The following is a 17045-nucleotide window of genomic DNA, read 5'->3' as shown; positions in this document are numbered from 1 at the left end:
GCCGGCCCCCGCCGGGGCCCGGCCCCCCCCGCCCCCCCGGGCCCCCCCGGACCGGCACCCCCCCCACCCGGCCTCCCGCGGGGCCCGGGGGCCCGGTCGGGTGCCGCCGGGCCCCGGCGCGCTGCTACACCAACCCGCGGCGGGCCAGCAGCGGGCCGGTCTCCGGGCCGCGCCCGACCACCGCGCGGAAGGAGTCCAGCGCGTCCCGGGAGTCGCCGCGCGCCAGCAGCTCGCGCCGGAACACCTCGCCGCTCTCCCGCACGCCGCGGCCGTTGCCCTTGAACCACTCCACCGTGTCGGCGTCCAGCACCTCCGACCAGATGTACGCGTAGTAGCCCGCGCTGTACCCGCCCGCGAAGATGTGCCCGAAGTAGGTGGTCCGGTAGCGCGGCGGGACGGCCGCCAGCGCCAGCCCGGCCTTCGCCAGCGCCGCCGCCTCGAACTCCCGGGCGTCCGCGACCTCATGGCCCTCCGGCAGGGTGTGCCAGGCCCAGTCCAGCAGCGCCGCCGCCAGGTACTCGACGGTCCGGAAGCCCTGCCCGAAGGACTCCGCCGCCGCCATCCGCTCGACCAGCTCGGCCGGCAGCGGCTCGCCCGTCTCGTGGTGCCGGGCGTAGTTGGCCAGCACCTCCGGCCACACCATCCACATCTCGTTGACCTGCGAGGGGAACTCCACGAAGTCCCGCGGCACGGCCGTGCCCGCCACGTACGGGTGGCGGACGTCCGAGAACAGCCCGTGCAGCGCGTGCCCGAACTCGTGGAACAGCGTGCGGACCTCGTCCCAGGACAGCAGCACCGGCTCGCCGGGCGCCGGCTTGGCGATGTTCAGGTTGTTGTAGACCACCGGCCGCTGCCCCAGCAGGCCGGACTGGGAGACCAGCTCGTCCATCCAGGCGCCGCCGCGCTTGGACGCCCGGGCGTGGAAGTCGCCGAGGAACAGGCCGAGCGCGGAGCCGTCCGCGTCGAACACCTCGAAGACCCGGGTGTCCGGGTGGTAGCCGACGAGGTCCGGCCGCTCGGTGAAGGTCACCCCGTAGGCCAGGTTCGCGGCGAAGAACACGCCGTCGCGCAGCACCCGCTCCAGCTCGAAGTACGGGCGCAGCGCCGCCGCGTCCACCTGGTACGAGGTCTGCCGGACCTGCTCCGAGTAGTACGCCCAGTCGTGCGCGGCGATCTCCTCGACGCCGTCGGCGGCGGCGACCTTGGCCAGCTCGGCGGCCTCCCGGCGGGCGTTGGCCACGGCCGGCGGCACCAGCCGGGCGAGCAGCGCGTCCACCGCCTCCACGGTGCCGGCCGTCTCGTCGGCCACCACGTAGGCGGCGTGGGTGTCGTGGCCGAGCAGCCGGGCGCGCTCGGCGCGCAGCGCGGCCATCCGGATCGCCAGCGGGCCGTTGGTGTCGGCGGCGCGGTCGAGCGAGGCGGCGAGCAGCCGCTCGCGCACCGAGCGGTCGGTGAGCGAGGCGAGCTCGGTCTGGTTGGAGAAGTTCTTCAGGCTCAGCACGTACGTGCCCGGGTGCCCGAGCGCCCGGCCGTTCTCGGCGGCCGCCGCGATCTCGTCGGCCGAAAGGCCGGCCAGCTGCTCGGCGGAGTCCAGCACCAGCGCCCTGGCCTGCGAGTCGGCGGACACGTTCTGCCGGAACTCCGAGGAGGCGGAGGCCAGTTCGGTGTTGATCGCGCGCAGCCGGGCCTGCTCCCCGGCGCCCAGCCGGGCGCCGGCCCGGACGAACGCGGTGTGACGGCGCTCCAGCAGCCGCAGCGTCTGCGGGTCCAGGTCCAGTTCGGCGCGGCGGGCGTGCAGCTCCTCGATCCGGGCGAACAGCGCGGCGTCCAGGTGGATCGCGTCCCGGTGCGCGGCCAGCCGGGGGCTGACCTCGGCGTCGATCCGGTCGACCTCGGGGGTGGTGTCGGCGGCGGAGTGGTTCTCGAAGACCACCCGGACCCGGTGCAGCAGCCTGCCCGAGCGCTCCAGGGCGAGCAGGGTGTTCTCGACCGTCGGCGGCTGCGGGTCGGCGGTGATCGCGGCGATCTCGGCGAGCTGCTCGGCCATCCCGCGCTCGAAGGCGGGCAGGTAGTGCTCCGGCCGGATCTCGGCGAACGGCGGCAGTTCGTAGGCCAGGGTGCTGGGCCTGAAGAACGGGTTCTCGGTCATTTCGCCGACCTTACGCGCTGTCATCGGCACTGCCTACGGCCCCCACCCGGCAGCCGGGCGCTCCCGCCCCGCCGCGCGCCCGGGGGCCGCCCGGGCACCGTCCGGGCCCGCCGCCGGACGGCGCGGCTCCGCTTGTCGTACCCTCCCGCTACCGTCGACACCGGCCGCCCGTACGCCCCCGTGCGCGCAGCGGACGGCCCCGCCGATGACCGCCCGTACGAGAGGAGGAGCCCCCCCATGGCACCCCGGATCGCCCTCGCCCCCGATCCGCACGGCCCCGGCGGCCGGCTCCAGCCGCTCGACGACGCCGGCGCCCCGCTCGGCCCGCCCGAGGCCGCACCCGACCTCGCCGCCGCCGTCGCCCGGCGGGAGGCCGCCGAGCACCCCCGCTGGGTGTGGGCCGCCGCCGACTCCGGGTACGCGCCGCTGCTCCCCCGGCTGCCCGACCGGCTCGCCCGCTGCCACGACCTGCGGCTGGTCGAGGCGCTGCTGCTCGCCCACGAGGGCCGCTTCGGCGCCCCGCGCTCGCTCGGCGCCGGCTGGGCCCGGCTGCGCGGCCTGCCCGTCCCCGCCGACCTGCCCGAGCCGGGCTCGGCCGAGGCCGGCGACGGCCAGGACACCCTGTTCGCCCCCGACCGGCTCCAGCTGCCGCCCGGCACCGACCCGCTGGCCGCCGTGGTCGCCGTGCACGCCGAGCAGCAGCGCCGGCTCGCCGCGATCGCCGACCCGGCCGCCCGCTCCCGCTTCCGGCTGCTGGTCGCCGCCGAGTCGGCGGGCGCGCTGGCCGCCGCCGAGATGGCCCACGACGGCCTGCCCTGGAGCACCGACGTCCACGACCGGCTGCTCACCGAGCTGCTCGGCCCGCGCCCCACCGTGCCCGGCACCCAGCCGCGGCTGCTCGCCGAACTCGCCGCGGAGCTCCAGCGGGCGCTCGGCGGGCGCCCGTTCAACCCCGACTCGCACAGCCAGGTGCTGCGCGCCTTCGCCGACGCCGGCATCCCGCTCGGCTCCACCCGCTCCTGGGAGCTGAAGACCGTCGACCACCCGGCGGCCCGGCTGCTGGTCCGCTACAAGGAGCTGTCCCGGATCCACGTCGCGCACGGCTGGGCCTGGCAGGACGCCTGGGCGCGCGGCGGCCGGTTCCGCCCCGAGTACGTGGTCGGCGGCGTGGTCTCCGGCCGCTGGGCCAGCCGGGGCGGCGGCGCGCTGCAGATCCCGCGCATCCTGCGCCGCGCCGTGGTCGCCGACCCGGGCTGGCTGCTGGTGGTCGCCGACGCCGCCCAGCTGGAGCCGCGGGTGCTCGCCGCGCTCTCCCAGGACGCCGGCCTCGCCCGCAGCGCCGCCGGCGGCGACCTGTACGAGGCGCTGGCCGCCACCGCCTTCCACGGCGACCGCGACAAGGCCAAGCTGGGCCTGCTCGGCGCCATGTACGGCCAGACCAGCGGCGACATCGGCCCGCTGCTGGCCACCCTGCGCGGCCGCTACCCGGCCGCGATGGGCTACGTCGAGGCGGCGGCCCGCACCGGCGAGGACGGCGGCGTGGTCGCCTCCCGGCTGGGCCGCCCGTGCCCGCCCGCCTCGGCCGACTTCCTGGACCTCACCGAGGCGCCCGAGACGGCGGGCGACGCCGCCGGCCGCTCGGCCCGCGCCCGCGGCCGGTTCACCCGCAACTTCGTCATCCAGGCCAGCGCCGCCGACTGGGCGCTGGCCCTGCTGGCCGCGCTGCGCCGCCGGCTCGCCGAACTCCCGGTGGCCACCGCCGCCGACCGCCCGCACCTGGTGTTCTTCCAGCACGACGAGGTGATGGTGCACACCCCGGCCAACCTGGCCGACGAGGTGGCGGCGGCGGTCGACGCGGCGGCCGACGAGGCCCGCCGGCTGGTCTTCGGCGACACGCCGGTGCGGTTCCCGCTCAGCACCGCCGTGGTGGAGTGCTACGCCGACGCCAAGTGAGCCCTCACAGCTTGCGGAAGCCGCGCGCCTCCTCGGCCGCCGCCACCACCTCGGTGAGCGCCGCGCCGGTCGAGGCGGTCACCGCCGCGGCCACCGCCCCCTCCACGAACGGCGCGTCGACCAGCACCACCCCGGGACGCGGCGCGTCCTCCAGCACGGTCACCGCCGTCAGCACCGAACTCCCGAGGTCCGGCAGCACCGCGACCCCGGCCCCGGCGTCCGCCTCGGCGACGGCCCGCGCGATCAGCTCGTAGCTGGTCCCGAGCCCGCCGTCCTCGGTCCCGGCCGCCACCACCACCCGCACCTCCTCCGAGGCGAGCTCCGCCAGCAGTTCCTTCAACCCGGCGGCCAGCGCCGCACTGTGCGAGACCAGAACGATGCCCACGTGTCCACTCATGGCTCCGACCCTAGATCGAATGCGCCACGCGGGTGAGTCGTCTCCCGCGTGTCGGATTCCGTGCCCGGGACCTCCGTCTGGCGTAGCGTCGGGTCAGCACCGTCTGCCGAGGGGAGCGCGTACGCCGTGAAGAAGCTCATCAACGCCGCGGAGACCGTCCTGGAGGACGCGCTGGCCGGGCTGGCCGCCGCCCATCCGGAGCTGGCGGTCGACATCGCCGCCCGGGTGATCACCCGGGCCGTCCGGCCGGCCGCGCCCAAGGTGGCGCTGGTGTCCGGCGGCGGTTCCGGGCACGAGCCGCTGCACGGCGGCTTCGTCGGCCCCGGCATGCTGGACGCGGCCTGCCCCGGCGAGGTGTTCACCTCCCCCGTCCCCGACCAGATGCTGGCCGCCGCCAAGGCCGTGGACTCCGGCGCCGGCGTGGTGTTCGTCGTCAAGAACTACACCGGCGACGTGATGAACTTCGAGCTCGCCGCGGAGCTGGCCGCCGAGGAGGGCATCGAGGTCCGCACCGTCCTGGTCAACGACGACGTCGCGGTCGAGGACTCGACCTGGACGGCCGGCCGGCGCGGAACCGGCGCGACGGTCCTGGTGGAGAAGATCGCGGGCGCGCTCGCCGAGCGCGGCGCGCCGCTGGACCGGGTGGCCGCCGTCGGCGAGCGGGTGAACGCGGCCTCCCGCTCGTTCGCGATCGCGCTCACCGCGGCGACCGTCCCGGCGGCCGGCAAGCCCGGCTTCGAGCTGGCCGAGGACGAGATCGAGGTGGGCGTCGGCATCCACGGCGAGCCGGGCCGGCGGCGGGAGCGGCTGCGCCCGGCCCGCGAGCTGGTCACCGAGGTGGTGGAGACGATCCTCACCGACCACCACCTGACCGCCGGCGACGAGGTGATCGCCCTGGTCAACGGCCTGGGCGCAACACCGCTGATGGAGCTGTACGTCGTCTTCGGCGAGGTCGCCGCCCGGCTGGCCGAGCACGGCATCACGGTGGCCCGCAGCCTGGTCGGCAACTACGTGACCAGCCTGGACATGGCCGGCTTCTCGCTCACCCTCACCCGGGCGGACGGCGAGTTGCTGGAACTGTGGGACGCCCCGGTGGACACCCCCGCCCTCAAGCGCGCCTGACCGGCGGAACAGCAGAACAGGAGCACCCGAGATGGACGTCGACACCCGCCTCGCCGAGGCCTGGGTCCGCGCGATCGCCGCCGCGGTCGAGCAGGAGCACGGGCGCCTCACCGAGCTGGACTCCGCGATCGGCGACGGCGACCACGGCAGCAACCTGCGGCGCGGCTTCACCGCCGTGCTGGCCGCCCTGGACGCGCCGGACGCCCCGGCCCCCGCCGGGCCCGGAGCACTGCTGACCAAGACCGGCAGCACGCTGATCTCCAAGGTCGGCGGCGCCTCCGGCCCGCTCTACGGCAAGGCGTTCCGGGCGATCGGCGCCGCGCTGCCGCAGCCCGGCGAGGCGCCCGCCGACGCGGCCGGGCTCGGCGAGGCGCTGGCGGCCGGCCTGCGCGCGGTGCGGGAGCTCGGCAAGGCCGAGCCGGGCGACAAGACCATCGTCGACGCCTGGACGCCCGCGCTGGACGCCTACCGGGCGGCGGTGGCCGCCGGCGCCGCCCTGCCGGAGGCCGCGAAGGCCGCGGCCGAGGGCGCCGAGCGGGGCGCCCTGGACACCGTGCCGCTGCAGGCCCGCAAGGGGCGCGCCTCCTACCTGGGCCCGCGCAGCGTCGGCCACCAGGACCCGGGGGCCACCTCCACCGCCCTGCTCTTCCGCGCTCTCGCCGCGGTCACCGGCTGAGGCGGCTCACGCCGTGTCGGTCCGGGTGATCAGCAGCAGCAGCGCGTCGTCCCGCAGCTCGCCGCCGGTGTGCGCCAGCAGGTCGGCGTAGACCCGCCCGACCGCCGCCTCCAGCTCCGCCGCGGAGCGGGCCGCGCCCCGGACCAGCGGGCCGACCCGCTCGGCGAGCGGGTAGAACGCGCCGCTGTGCCGGTGCTTGGCCTCGATCACGCCGTCGGTGCAGAGCACCAGCACGTCGTCGGTGCCGAACGGCTGGTCCCAGGTGCTCGGCTCGCCGGCGGCCAGCCGCCCGAGGCCGAGCGGCACCCACGGGTCCGGCGCGTCCAGGACGTGCGCCAGGCCCTGCGCGTCCACCCGGATCGGCGGGACGTGCCCGTACTGGAGCAGCTGGACCGTGCCGGACCGGCGGAACTCCGCGAACAGCGCCGTGGTGAACTCGCCGTCCGGCACGTGCCGCTCCACGCTGGCCTCGATCCGGGCGGCCACCCCGCGCAGCCCCGCCTCGTCGTACGCGGCCTCCCGGAAGGCGCCGAGCACCACGGCGGCGGTCTGCACCGCGCCGAGCCCCTTGCCCCGCACGTCGCCGACCGCCACCCGGGTGCCGTACGGGGTCTCCAGGACGGAGTAGAGGTCCCCGCCGATCCTGGAGGCGTCGGCGGCGGAGACGTACCGCACGGCGAGGTGCAGCGGCCCGACGACCGGCCCGGGCAGCCGCAGCAGCGCGCGCTGCGCCGCCTCCGCGACCGAGCTGACCGCGGCGTACGCGGCGGCCCGGCGCATCCGGATCCTGGCGACCCAGGCGGAGAACACCGAGAGCACCAGGTAGCTGACCATCGCGCCCCACAGGAAGCGGACGTCGTTGAGGTTGTCGACCTGGTCGTAGTGGCTGAGGCCGAAGACGGCGAGCAGACCGATCGAGCAGACGCCGAGCAGTTCGAGCGGCCGCAGGGTGAGCGCGGCGACGCTCGGGACGACGGTCATCAGCGGCGCGAGGTAGCGGTCCTGGCCGGAGTACAGGTCGGCGATCCCGACCAGCACGATCGCGATCAGCGCCGGGGCGGCCCGCCGCCAGAACGGGATGTCGAGCAGGTCGACGGCGAGCAGCGCGTTGCGCCGCCGGGACGGCGACTGCCCGGCGCCGGTCGGGACGGACGGCGACTGGGCACGGCGGATCGGGAACACATATCGAACATAACGGACGATCAGTACGCCCACCTGCGCACCCCCCGCCCGCCGGCGGCCCCGGAGGCCGCCGGGCGGTGGATTCCGCCCGCGCGACGGCGCGGATCCGGGCGCAGCGTGCCCGGACGCCTACGCTCTGCTCTCGGGGGCGCACCGATGACGCCCGGGCGACCCACGGGCACCATCCGGAATGCGACCCACACCACACGATCCGTACCCCTACATAATACCCCTTAGGGGTATGGTGTGGTTATCAGCCGGGCCCGGGCGTACGCTCGCGGCCGTACCGACCTTCCGGAGGGCACGATGTCCAGCACCATCACCTACACCGTCACCGGCATGAGCTGCGGACACTGCGAGAGCTCGGTCAGCAAGGAGCTCTCCACCCTCAACGGGGTCACCGAGGTGTCCGCGGACGCCAAGGCCGGCACGGTCACCGTCTCCGCGGCCGCCCCGCTGGACGACGACCTGGTGCGCGCCGCCGTCGACGAGGCCGGCTACGAGCTGGTCGGCCGCGCCGCCTGAGAGCCCCCGCCGCGCGGCGGGGGCCCGGCGAACCCCGCCCCCGCCGTGCCCCTCCCCTAGGAGCTGATCAGCACATGAGCACCTCCACCCCGGGCTCCGCCTCCCCGGACACGGCGACCGCCATAGCCGGCCAGGAGGACCCCACCGCGGTCCGCGAGAGCGTCGAACTCCAGATCGGCGGCATGACCTGCGCCGCCTGTGCCGCGCGGATCGAGAAGAAGCTGAACCGGATGGCCGGCGTCGAGGCCACCGTCAACTACGCCACCGAGAAGGCCAGGGTCGCCTTCGCGCCGGACGTCACGGTCGCCGACCTGATCGCCACCGTGGAGAACACCGGCTACACCGCCGAACTCCCCCCGCCACCCGTGCCCGCCGCCCCGGCCGGGGCTCCGGCCGGCGCCGCCCGCCCGCAGGCGGCCGACCCGCTGCTCGACCGGCTGCTCGTCAGCGCCGTGCTCAGCCTGCCGGTGGTCCTCTGGTCGATGATCCCCGTCCTCCAGTTCACCAACTGGCAGTGGCTGGCCTTCGCCCTCACCGGCCCCGTCGTGGTCTACGGCGGCCTGCCCTTCCACCGCGCCGCCTGGACCAACCTCAAGCACGGCGCGGCGACCATGGACACCCTGGTCTCGCTCGGCACCCTGGCCGCCTTCGGCTGGTCCTTCTGGGCCCTGTTCTGGGGCGACGCCGGCACGCCCGGCATGCGGCACGAGTTCTCGGCCTCGGTCGGGGACGCCGACGCCTCGTCCATGCTCTACCTGGAGACGGCCTCCGCCGTCACCGTGCTGATCCTGCTCGGCCGCTACCTGGAGGCCCGCTCCAGGCGCCGCGCCGGAGCCGCCCTGCACGCCCTGCTGGACCTCGGCGCCAAGGACGTCGCCGTGCTGCGGGGCGGCCGCGAGGTCCGGCTGCCGGTCGAGCACCTCACCGTCGGGACGCGCTTCGTGGTGCGCCCCGGCGAGAAGATCGCCACCGACGGCGTGGTCGTCGAGGGCGCCTCCGCCGTCGACGCCTCGATGCTCACCGGCGAGTCCGTGCCCGTCGAGGTCGCCGTCGGCGACACCGTCACCGGCGCCACCGTCAACGCGGGCGGGCGCCTGGTGGTCGAGGCCACCCGGGTCGGCGCCGACACCAAGCTCGCCCGGATGGCCAGGCTGGTCGAGGACGCGCAGAACGGCAAGGCCGCCGCCCAGCGCCTCGCCGACCGGATCTCCGCCGTCTTCGTCCCCGTGGTGATCCTCATCGCGCTCGGCACCCTGGTCGCTTGGCTGCTGACCACCGAGAGCGCCACCGAGGCGTTCACCGCCGCCGTCGCCGTGCTGATCATCGCCTGCCCCTGCGCCCTGGGCCTGGCCACCCCGACCGCCCTGATGGTCGGCACCGGCCGCGGCGCCCAGCTCGGCATCCTCATCAAGGGCCCCGAGGTGCTGGAGAACACCCGCCGGGTGGACACGATCGTCCTCGACAAGACCGGCACCGTCACCACCGGCCGGATGGCGCTGCACGCCGTGCACACCGCCGAGGGCGTCACCGAGGAGGAGGCGCTGCGCCTGGCCGGCGCCGTCGAGCACGCCTCCGAGCACCCGATCGCCGCCGCCGTCGCGACCGCCGCCGCCGAGAGGCTCGGCACCCTGCCCGCCGTCGAGGGCTTCGAGAACGTCCCCGGCCTCGGCGTCCGGGGCGTCGTCGAGGGCCGCGCGGTCGTCGCCGGCCGCGAGGCCCTGCTGGCCGACCACGGTAGGCCGCTGCCCGCCGCCCTGGCCGGGGCCAAGCGCGCCGCCGAGGCCGCCGGGCGGACCACCGTCGCGGTCGGCTGGGACGGCGAGGCCCGGGCCGTGCTGGAGGTCGCCGACGCCGTCAAGCCCACCAGCGCCGAGGCGATCGCCGAACTGCGCGCCCTCGGGCTCACCCCGGTCCTGCTCACCGGGGACAACCGGGCGGTCGCCGAGGCCGTCGCCGCCGAGGTCGGCATCCCGGCCGAGAACGTCCACGCCGAGGTGCTGCCCGAGGACAAGGTCGCCGCCGTGGAGACCCTCCAGGCCGAGGGCCGGATCGTCGCGATGGTCGGCGACGGCGTCAACGACGCCGCCGCGCTCGCCCAGGCCGACCTCGGCCTCGCCATGGGCACCGGCACCGACGCCGCCATCGAGGCGGGCGACCTCACCCTCGTCCGCGGCGACCTGCGCTCGGCCGCCGACGCCATCCGGCTCTCCCGCCGGACCCTGCGCACCATCCAGGGCAACCTGTTCTGGGCCTTCGGCTACAACGTGGCGGCGATCCCGCTGGCCGCCGCCGGACTGCTCAACCCGATGATCGCCGGTGCCACGATGGCCTTCTCCTCGGTCTTCGTGCTCACCAACAGCCTGCGGCTGCGCCGCTTCCGGGCGGCCGTCTGACCCGCGTCCGCGCCCCGGAGACCGGGCAGGGCCCGTACCGCCGACGCGGTACGGGCCCTGCGGCGTTCCGGGGCGGCTCAGCGGCCGAGCAGCTCGCCGCCGTTGCAGTGCAGGATCTCGCCGGTGATGAACCCGGCCTCCGGCGAGGCCAGGAAGTGGACGGCCGCCGCCACCTCGCCGGTCTCCCCGATCCGCCCGAGCAGCGTGCGGGCCGCCCGCCGGGAGACCTCCGCCTCGTCCAGCCGCGGCCCGAAGAACTCGGTGCCCGCCACCGTCCCCGGCGCCACGATGTTGGCGGTGATGCCCGAGGTGCCGAGCTGGGCGGCGAGGAAGTGGTTCCAGGCGTGCAGCGAGGCCTTCGCCGCCCCGTAGGAGCCGGCCCCGCGCAGGGCGGCGATCGAGCTGATGGTGACCACCCGGCCGGAGCCCGGGGTGAGCCGGTCGCGGACCGACTCGGTGAGCAGCACCGCGGTCAGCACGTTGCGCTCGAAGTCCCCGCGCCAGCGGGCCAGCAGGGCGTGCGGTCCGGCGCCGATCACGGTCTCCCGGCTGCCCGCGTTGTTCACCAGCACGTCGATCCGCTCGGGCAGTCCGGCCAGCGCGCCCTCCACGGCGTCCGGGTCGGCGAGGTCGCACACCAGCGGGGTCACGTTCGCTCCGAGGGCCCCGGCGGCGTCCTCCAGCACCGCCCGCCGACGGCCGACGATCACGACCCGTTCGCCCGCCTCGGCGAACCGCCGCGCCACCTCGTACCCGATCCCCGTGCCACCGCCGGTGACAACCACGTTCCTGGTCATCTGCGCACTCCCTCCCCAGCTCCGCCGCCACGCTGCGAGGTGCGGGACGGTCCGTACCGGAATGCCACGATTCCTATCACGCTCGGTTGCCGTGACTGCGGGGAGGGTGACGTCGCGGCCGGTGGAAGGTGTGGTATGGGGGCGGCACCGCACGCACACGGAGCGTGGCGAGAGGCAGCTCACACCCCCCGGGCGTAACTTCTCACACCCTGATACGTCTTAGGTTGGTAGTGCGGCAGTTTTACGGTGGGCGGAGACGCGGCGAACGGCACAGCGTCGACGCGTGACCACCACTGCCGCCGACGGGGCTCCGGCGGGCCCCGGGTCGGTCGCCGACGGTTGGCGGCCTTCGCGCACGGCGCCGGGGTGTGGCGGGGTCAGGGACGCTTTGAGCGGCCGTCCCTGGTCCACAGCCGCCCCCGGAGTCGTGCGCCGGACGTTGCGGAGAAGCACGAGGGCCCGGCCGCGGGAGTGCGGCCGGGCCTTCGTGGCACGGTGTCAGGGCGTGCTGGTGACGTCAGTGCGGGCGCACGGCGTCAGCGGGCGTCGATCTCCACGTAGTCGCGGATCGCGGTGCCGGTGTAGATCTGGCGCGGACGGCCGATCCGGCTGGTCGGGTCGTTGATCATCTCGTGCCAGTGGGCGATCCAGCCCGGCAGCCGGCCGAGGGCGAACAGCACGGTGAACATGCTGGTCGGGAAGCCCATGGCGCGGTAGATCAGGCCGGTGTAGAAGTCCACGTTCGGGTAGAGCTTGCGCGAGACGAAGAAGTCGTCCTTGAGCGCGTGCTCCTCCAGCTTGAGCGCGATGTCCAGCAGCTCGTCGGACTTGCCGAGCTGGCCGAGCACCTCGTGGGCGAGCTGCTTGACCTGCGCGGCGCGCGGGTCGAAGGCCTTGTACACGCGGTGGCCGAAGCCCATCAGCTTGACGCCGGCCTCGCGGTTCTTGACCTTGGTGATGAAGGCGTCGACGTCGCCGCCGTCGGCCTTGATGCTCTCCAGCATCTCCAGCACGGCCTGGTTGGCGCCGCCGTGCAGCGGGCCCCACAGCGCCGAGATGCCCGCCGAGATGGAGGCGAACAGGTTGGCGTGACTGGAGCCGACCAGGCGCACGGTGGAGGTCGAGCAGTTCTGCTCGTGGTCCGCGTGCAGGATCAGCAGCTTGTCGAGCGCGTTGACGACGACCGGGTTGAGCTCGTAGTCCTCGGCGGGGACCGCGAAGGTCATCCGCAGGAAGTTCTCGACGTAGCTCAGGTCGTTGCGCGGGTAGACGAAGGGCTGGCCCATCGCCTTCTTGTACGCGTACGCCGCGATGGTCGGGAGCTTCGCCAGCAGGCGGACCGTCGACAGGTGGCGCTGGGCCGCGTCGAACGGGTTGTGGCTCTCCGGGTAGAACGTCGACAGCGCGCCGACCACCGAGGACAGCATCGCCATCGGGTGGGCGTCCCGCGGGAAGCCCTGGAAGAAGCGCTTGACGTCCTCGTGCAGCAGGGTGTGCTGGGTGATCTCGCGGTTGAACTGCGCGAGCTGCCCGGAGTTCGGCAGCTCGCCGTTGATCAGCAGGTACGCGGTCTCGATGAAGTCACCCTTGCCGGCGAGCTGCTCGATCGGGTAACCGCGGTACCGCAGGATGCCGTTGTCACCGTCCACGAAGGTGATCGCGGACTTGTAGGCGGCGGTGTTGCCGAAGCCGTTGTCCAGGGTGACCAGGCCGGTCTGCGGGAGCAGCTTCGAGATGTCGAAGCCGGCGTTGCCCGCAGTGCTCTCGACGACGGGGTATTCGTACTCGCCGTCCTGGTACCGCAGTACTACCGAGTTGTCGCTCACGTCTTCCTCACCGACGAAATGAATCCTCTTCCAAGGTGCCCTGACTGTCTCTACCATCCCCCATCCGGCGGACAGCCGCGCACCCGGGGTGACCCGAAAGGGCCCGCCCCTACAAAACCTGCCGCCGCAGCCGGTACGAACCGGACAAGATCGGCACCCCACCAGGCTCTGCCGTAAATCTCTTCACGTCAAGAGAACAATAGAGGCAACCATCCCTTGGAGAATCATCCAGACGCAAGCCTGTGGTCCAGCGCGGCATGCCTCCGACCTGCGCTGACGCTGCGAACCGCCTGCCCGATCGCTTTCCGTGACCCCACCAGCACGACCAGTTTTCGGGCCCTGGTCACCGCCGTGTAGAGCAGATTTCGCTGGAGCATCGTCCAGGCGGACATGGTGACCGGAATCACCACCACCGGGTACTCGCTGCCCTGCGAGCGGTGGATCGTCACCGCGTAGGCGTGCGCCAACTCGTCCAGCTCGTCGAAGTCGTAGGGCACCTCCTCGTCCTCGTCCGTCAGCACCGTCAGGCGCTGGTCGTCCACGCTGAGGGACGTCACCACGCCCACGGTGCCGTTGAAGATCCCGTTCCGCCCCTTGTCGTAGTTGTTGCGGACCTGCGTGACCTTGTCCCCCACCCGGAACGTCCGCCCGCCGAACCGCCGCTCGGCGAGCCCCTCGCGGGCCGGCGTCACGGCCGCCTGCAGCAGCGTGTTGAGGTTCCCCGCCCCGGCCGGGCCGCGGTGCATCGGCGCCAGCACCTGCACGTCGCGCCGGGCGTCGTAGCCGAACTTCTGCGGGATCCGCCGCGCCACCACGTCCACCGTCAGGCCCGCCGCCCGCTCCGCGTCGTCCTCCGCGAACAGGAAGAAGTCCGGCAGGCCCTCGGTCAGCGGCGGCAGGCCCTCGTTGATCCGGTGCGCGTTGGTCACCACCCCCGACTGCTGGGCCTGCCGGAAGATCCGGGTCAGCCGCACCGACGGGATCGGCCCGCCCTCGGCCAGCAGGTCCCGCAGCACCTCCCCCGCCCCCACCGAGGGCAGCTGGTCGACGTCCCCCACGAACAGCAGGTGCGCCCCCGGCGCCACCGCCTTGACCAGCTTGTTCGCCAGGATCAGGTCCAGCATCGACGCCTCGTCGACGACCACCAGGTCCGCGTCCAGCGGCCGGTCCCGGTCGTACGCGGCGTCCCCGCCCGGCCGCAGCTCCAGCAGCCGGTGCACCGTCGAGGCCTCCACCCCGGTCAGCTCCGACAGCCGCTTCGCCGCCCGCCCGGTCGGCGCCGCCAGCACCACCTTGGCCCGCTTGGCCAGCGCCAGCGTCACGATCGACTTCACCGTGAAGGACTTGCCGCACCCCGGCCCGCCGGTCAGCACCGCGACCTTCTCGGTCAGCGCCAGCCGCACCGACTGCTCCTGCTCCGGCGCCAGCTCCGCCCCCGTCCGCCGGGCCAGCCAGGCCAGCGCGGCCGGCCAGTCCACGTCCCCGAACCACGGCATCCGGTCGGTGTCCGCCCGCAGCAGCCGCAGCAGCTGGTTCGCCAGCGAGATCTCCGCCCGGTGGAACGGCACCAGGTACACCGCCGTGATCGGCTCGCCGCCCACCCCCGGCACCTGCTCGCGCACCACCCCCTCCACTGCCACCAGCTCCGCCAGGCAGTCGATCACCAGCCCCACGTCCACCTGGAGCAGCTTCACGCCGTCCGCGATCAGCCGCTCCTCCGGCAGGTAGCAGTGCCCCTGGTCGCTGCTCTGCGACAGCGCGTACTGCAGCCCCGCCTTCACCCGCTCCGGGCTGTCGTGCGGGATGCCCACGGCCTGGGCGATCCGGTCCGCGGTGAGGAAGCCGATGCCCCAGACGTCCGACGCCAGCCGGTAGGGCTCGTTCTTCACCACCCCGATCGAGCCGTCCCCGTACTGTTTGTAGATCCGTACAGCCAGCGAGGTCGAGACCCCGACCCCCTGCAGGAAGACCATCACCTCCTTGATGGCCTTCTGCTCCTCCCACGCGGCCGCGATCTTCTTCGTCCGCTTCGGCCCGAGCCCCGGCACCTCGATCAGCCGGCCCGGCTCGTTCTCGATCACCTCCAGGGTGTCCACCCCGAAGCGCTCCACGATCCGCTCCGCGAACCGCGGCCCGATGCCCTTGATCAGCCCCGACCCCAGGTAGCGCTGGATGCCCTGCACGGTCGCCGGCAGCACCGTGGTGTAGTTCTCCACCACGAACTGCCGCCCGTACTGCGGATGCGAACCCCACCGCCCGTGCAGCCGCAGCGACTCCCCCGGCTGCGCGCCGAGCAGCGCGCCCACCACCGTCAGCAGGTCGTTGCCACCCCGCCCGGTGTCGACCCGGGCCACCGTGTAGCCGGTCTCCTCGTTGGCGTAGGTGATCCGCTCCAGCACGCCCTCGACCTGGGCCAACTGGCGCGGCGCCGCGTCCGCCCGGCCGGACCCGCCACCGACGGCGGTCCCCGCCCCTGTCTGCCTGGCCACCGGGCCCCCTTCACCGTGCGGGACGACTTCCGCTACGCACCGTACCGTCCGGGTGCGACACCTCGGGGCCGGGTGCCAGGCTGGAGGGACGAGGGAGGGACCGCGCACGCCGTCGAAGGGCAGCCCGCCATGCTCAACACCGCCTTCCACCCCGGCTCCCCCGTCTGGCTCGACCTCACCAGCCCCGACACCGCGGACTCGGTCTCCTTCTACACCGAGGTGTTCGACTGGACCTACACCTCGGCCGGCCCCGAGGCCGGCGGCTACGGCTTCTTCCGGCAGGACGGCCGGACGGTCGCCGCCCTCGGCCCGTTCACCGACACCCACGCCCGCCCCGCCTGGACCGTCTACTTCTGCACCCTCGACGCCGACCGCACCACGGAGCTGGTCCGCGAGGCCGGCGGCCGGGTCCGCTTCGCCCCGTTCAACGTCTTCACCAGCGGCCGGATGGCGGGCTACACCGACCCCACCGGCGCCGACTTCGCGGTCTGGCAGCCGCACGACGTCCGCGGCCTGGACACCGTCGCCGGGGCCGGCAGCCTCTGCTGGACGGAGTGCTACAGCGTCGACGCCGAAGCGGCCAAGGCCTTCTACCGCACCGTCTTCGCCTGGCAGGAGCAGGACGTCCCGGTCGGCGAGGTCATGTACACCGTGCTCACCCCGCCCGGCGGCGGCACGGAGGACGCCCACGGCGGCATCATGCAGCTCGGCCCCGAGCAGACCGCCGCCGGCACCTCCTCGCACTGGCTCCCCTACGTCGAGGTCCCCGACGTCGACGCCCGGCTCGCCACCGCCGAACGCCTCGGCGCGACCGTCCGGATCCCCGCCACGGACGTGCACGGCGTCGGCCGGCTGGGCCAGCTCGTCGACCCGCACGGAGCCGTCTTCGCCGTCATCACCAGCGCCCCGCCGGGCTCCTGACGCCCGATCACGCCATCCGGCCCTCCAGGGGCCTCCCAGGGCCTCCTAGAGTGTGATCATGACCGACCAGACCGACCTGATCATCCGCCGGGCGACCGGCGACGACCTGCCGGCCATCGTGGCCATGCTCGCCGACGACCCGCTGGGCGCCACCCGCGAGAGCCCCGGCGACCTCGCCCCCTACCGCACCGCCTTCGCGTGCATCGACGCCGACCCGCACCAGCACCTGGTGGTCGCCGAACGCGCCGGCCGGACCATCGGCACCCTGCAGCTGACCGTCATCCCGGGCCTCTCCCGGAAGGGCTCGACCCGCACCGTCATCGAGGCCGTCCGCATCCACGCCGACGAACGCGGCACCGGCCTGGGCGGCCGGCTGATCCAGTGGGCGATCGACCGCTCCCGCGAACTCGACGCCGACCTGGTCCAGCTCACCTCCGACGCCACCCGTACCGACGCGCACCGCTTCTACGAGCGCCTCGGCTTCGTCCCCTCGCACGTCGGCTTCAAGCTGGCGCTCTGACCCGGAAACGCAGAGAACCCCCGCCGGAATACCGGCGGGGGTTCTCTCACAATTTGTTCGGCGGCGTCCTACTCTCCCACAGGGTCCCCCCTGCA

13 protein-coding genes are annotated in these 17045 nt (G+C 74.2%); 7 read left to right on the top strand and 6 right to left on the bottom strand.

Translation table 11 applies throughout. The features are described from left to right. Positions 1-124 precede the first annotated feature (124 nt). Positions 125-2149 carry a M3 family metallopeptidase gene (locus ABT238_RS37485; protein WP_350567192.1) on the bottom strand — a complete coding sequence of 675 codons (2025 nt, stop codon included), beginning with the start codon at positions 2147-2149 and terminating at the stop codon, positions 125-127. A gap of 237 nt (positions 2150-2386) precedes the next feature. Between ABT238_RS37485 and ABT238_RS37480 the strand changes: the two genes are divergently transcribed. Beyond that, positions 2387-4102 carry a bifunctional 3'-5' exonuclease/DNA polymerase gene (locus ABT238_RS37480; RefSeq protein ID WP_350806547.1) on the top strand — a complete coding sequence of 572 codons (1716 nt, stop codon included), beginning with the start codon at positions 2387-2389 and terminating at the stop codon, positions 4100-4102. A 4-nt stretch (positions 4103-4106) separates the two neighbouring features. On the opposite strand, the gene dhaM is transcribed toward ABT238_RS37480, so the two are convergent. Next, a complete protein-coding gene (gene dhaM / locus ABT238_RS37475; protein ID WP_350567186.1) occupies positions 4107-4499 on the bottom strand; it encodes a dihydroxyacetone kinase phosphoryl donor subunit DhaM in 393 nt (130 codons plus the stop codon). Between the two features lie 126 nt (positions 4500-4625). On the opposite strand from dhaM, the gene dhaK reads away from it, so the two are divergent. Further along, positions 4626-5621: a dihydroxyacetone kinase subunit DhaK gene (dhaK, locus tag ABT238_RS37470; RefSeq protein ID WP_350567184.1), complete on the top strand. Its 996-nt coding sequence runs from the start codon at positions 4626-4628 to the stop codon at positions 5619-5621. A 31-nt stretch (positions 5622-5652) separates the two neighbouring features. Next, positions 5653-6297: a dihydroxyacetone kinase subunit DhaL gene (dhaL, locus tag ABT238_RS37465; RefSeq protein ID WP_350567182.1), complete on the top strand. Its 645-nt coding sequence runs from the start codon at positions 5653-5655 to the stop codon at positions 6295-6297. 6 nt (positions 6298-6303) lie between these two features. Here dhaL and ABT238_RS37460 read toward each other — a convergent pair whose 3' ends face one another. After that, positions 6304-7479 (bottom strand): PP2C family protein-serine/threonine phosphatase, encoded by a 1176-nt coding sequence (locus tag ABT238_RS37460; protein ID WP_350567180.1) that lies wholly within the window; start codon positions 7477-7479, stop codon positions 6304-6306. Positions 7480-7785: 306 nt separating this feature from the next. Between ABT238_RS37460 and ABT238_RS37455 the strand changes: the two genes are divergently transcribed. Both ABT238_RS37455 and ABT238_RS37450 read left to right on the top strand, forming a co-directional pair. Further along, the gene (locus tag ABT238_RS37455; RefSeq protein WP_350567178.1) at positions 7786-8004 is read left to right on the top strand and encodes a heavy-metal-associated domain-containing protein; all 219 of its coding nucleotides are present in this window, start codon (positions 7786-7788) and stop codon (positions 8002-8004) included. Positions 8005-8078: 74 nt separating this feature from the next. Next, a complete protein-coding gene (locus ABT238_RS37450) occupies positions 8079-10397 on the top strand; it encodes a heavy metal translocating P-type ATPase (protein WP_350806533.1) in 2319 nt (772 codons plus the stop codon). A 77-nt stretch (positions 10398-10474) separates the two neighbouring features. On the opposite strand, the gene ABT238_RS37445 is transcribed toward ABT238_RS37450, so the two are convergent. The 3 genes from ABT238_RS37445 to recD2 all read right to left on the bottom strand — a co-directional run bounded on the left by ABT238_RS37445 (position 10475) and on the right by recD2 (position 15437). After that, positions 10475-11194, bottom strand: coding sequence for an SDR family NAD(P)-dependent oxidoreductase (locus ABT238_RS37445; protein WP_350572446.1), 720 nt, complete (start codon positions 11192-11194; stop codon positions 10475-10477). Positions 11195-11730: 536 nt separating this feature from the next. Next, positions 11731-13020 carry a citrate synthase gene (locus ABT238_RS37440; protein ID WP_350572447.1) on the bottom strand — a complete coding sequence of 430 codons (1290 nt, stop codon included), beginning with the start codon at positions 13018-13020 and terminating at the stop codon, positions 11731-11733. Between the two features lie 224 nt (positions 13021-13244). Continuing rightward, positions 13245-15437, bottom strand: coding sequence for an SF1B family DNA helicase RecD2 (gene recD2 / locus ABT238_RS37435; RefSeq protein WP_350572450.1), 2193 nt, complete (start codon positions 15435-15437; stop codon positions 13245-13247). A gap of 201 nt (positions 15438-15638) precedes the next feature. On the opposite strand from recD2, the gene ABT238_RS37430 reads away from it, so the two are divergent. Both ABT238_RS37430 and ABT238_RS37425 read left to right on the top strand, forming a co-directional pair. Continuing rightward, entirely contained in the window at positions 15639-16430 is a 792-nt protein-coding gene (locus tag ABT238_RS37430) for a VOC family protein (RefSeq protein WP_350806525.1), read from the top strand. A 58-nt stretch (positions 16431-16488) separates the two neighbouring features. Further along, a complete protein-coding gene (locus tag ABT238_RS37425; protein ID WP_350806521.1) occupies positions 16489-16950 on the top strand; it encodes a GNAT family N-acetyltransferase in 462 nt (153 codons plus the stop codon). Positions 16951-17045 lie beyond the last annotated feature (95 nt).

The organism is Kitasatospora sp. NPDC001527 (assembly GCF_040298605.1).
Taxonomy (GTDB): domain Bacteria; phylum Actinomycetota; class Actinomycetes; order Streptomycetales; family Streptomycetaceae; genus Kitasatospora.
This window is presented reverse-complemented; position numbering and strand designations above follow the sequence as displayed.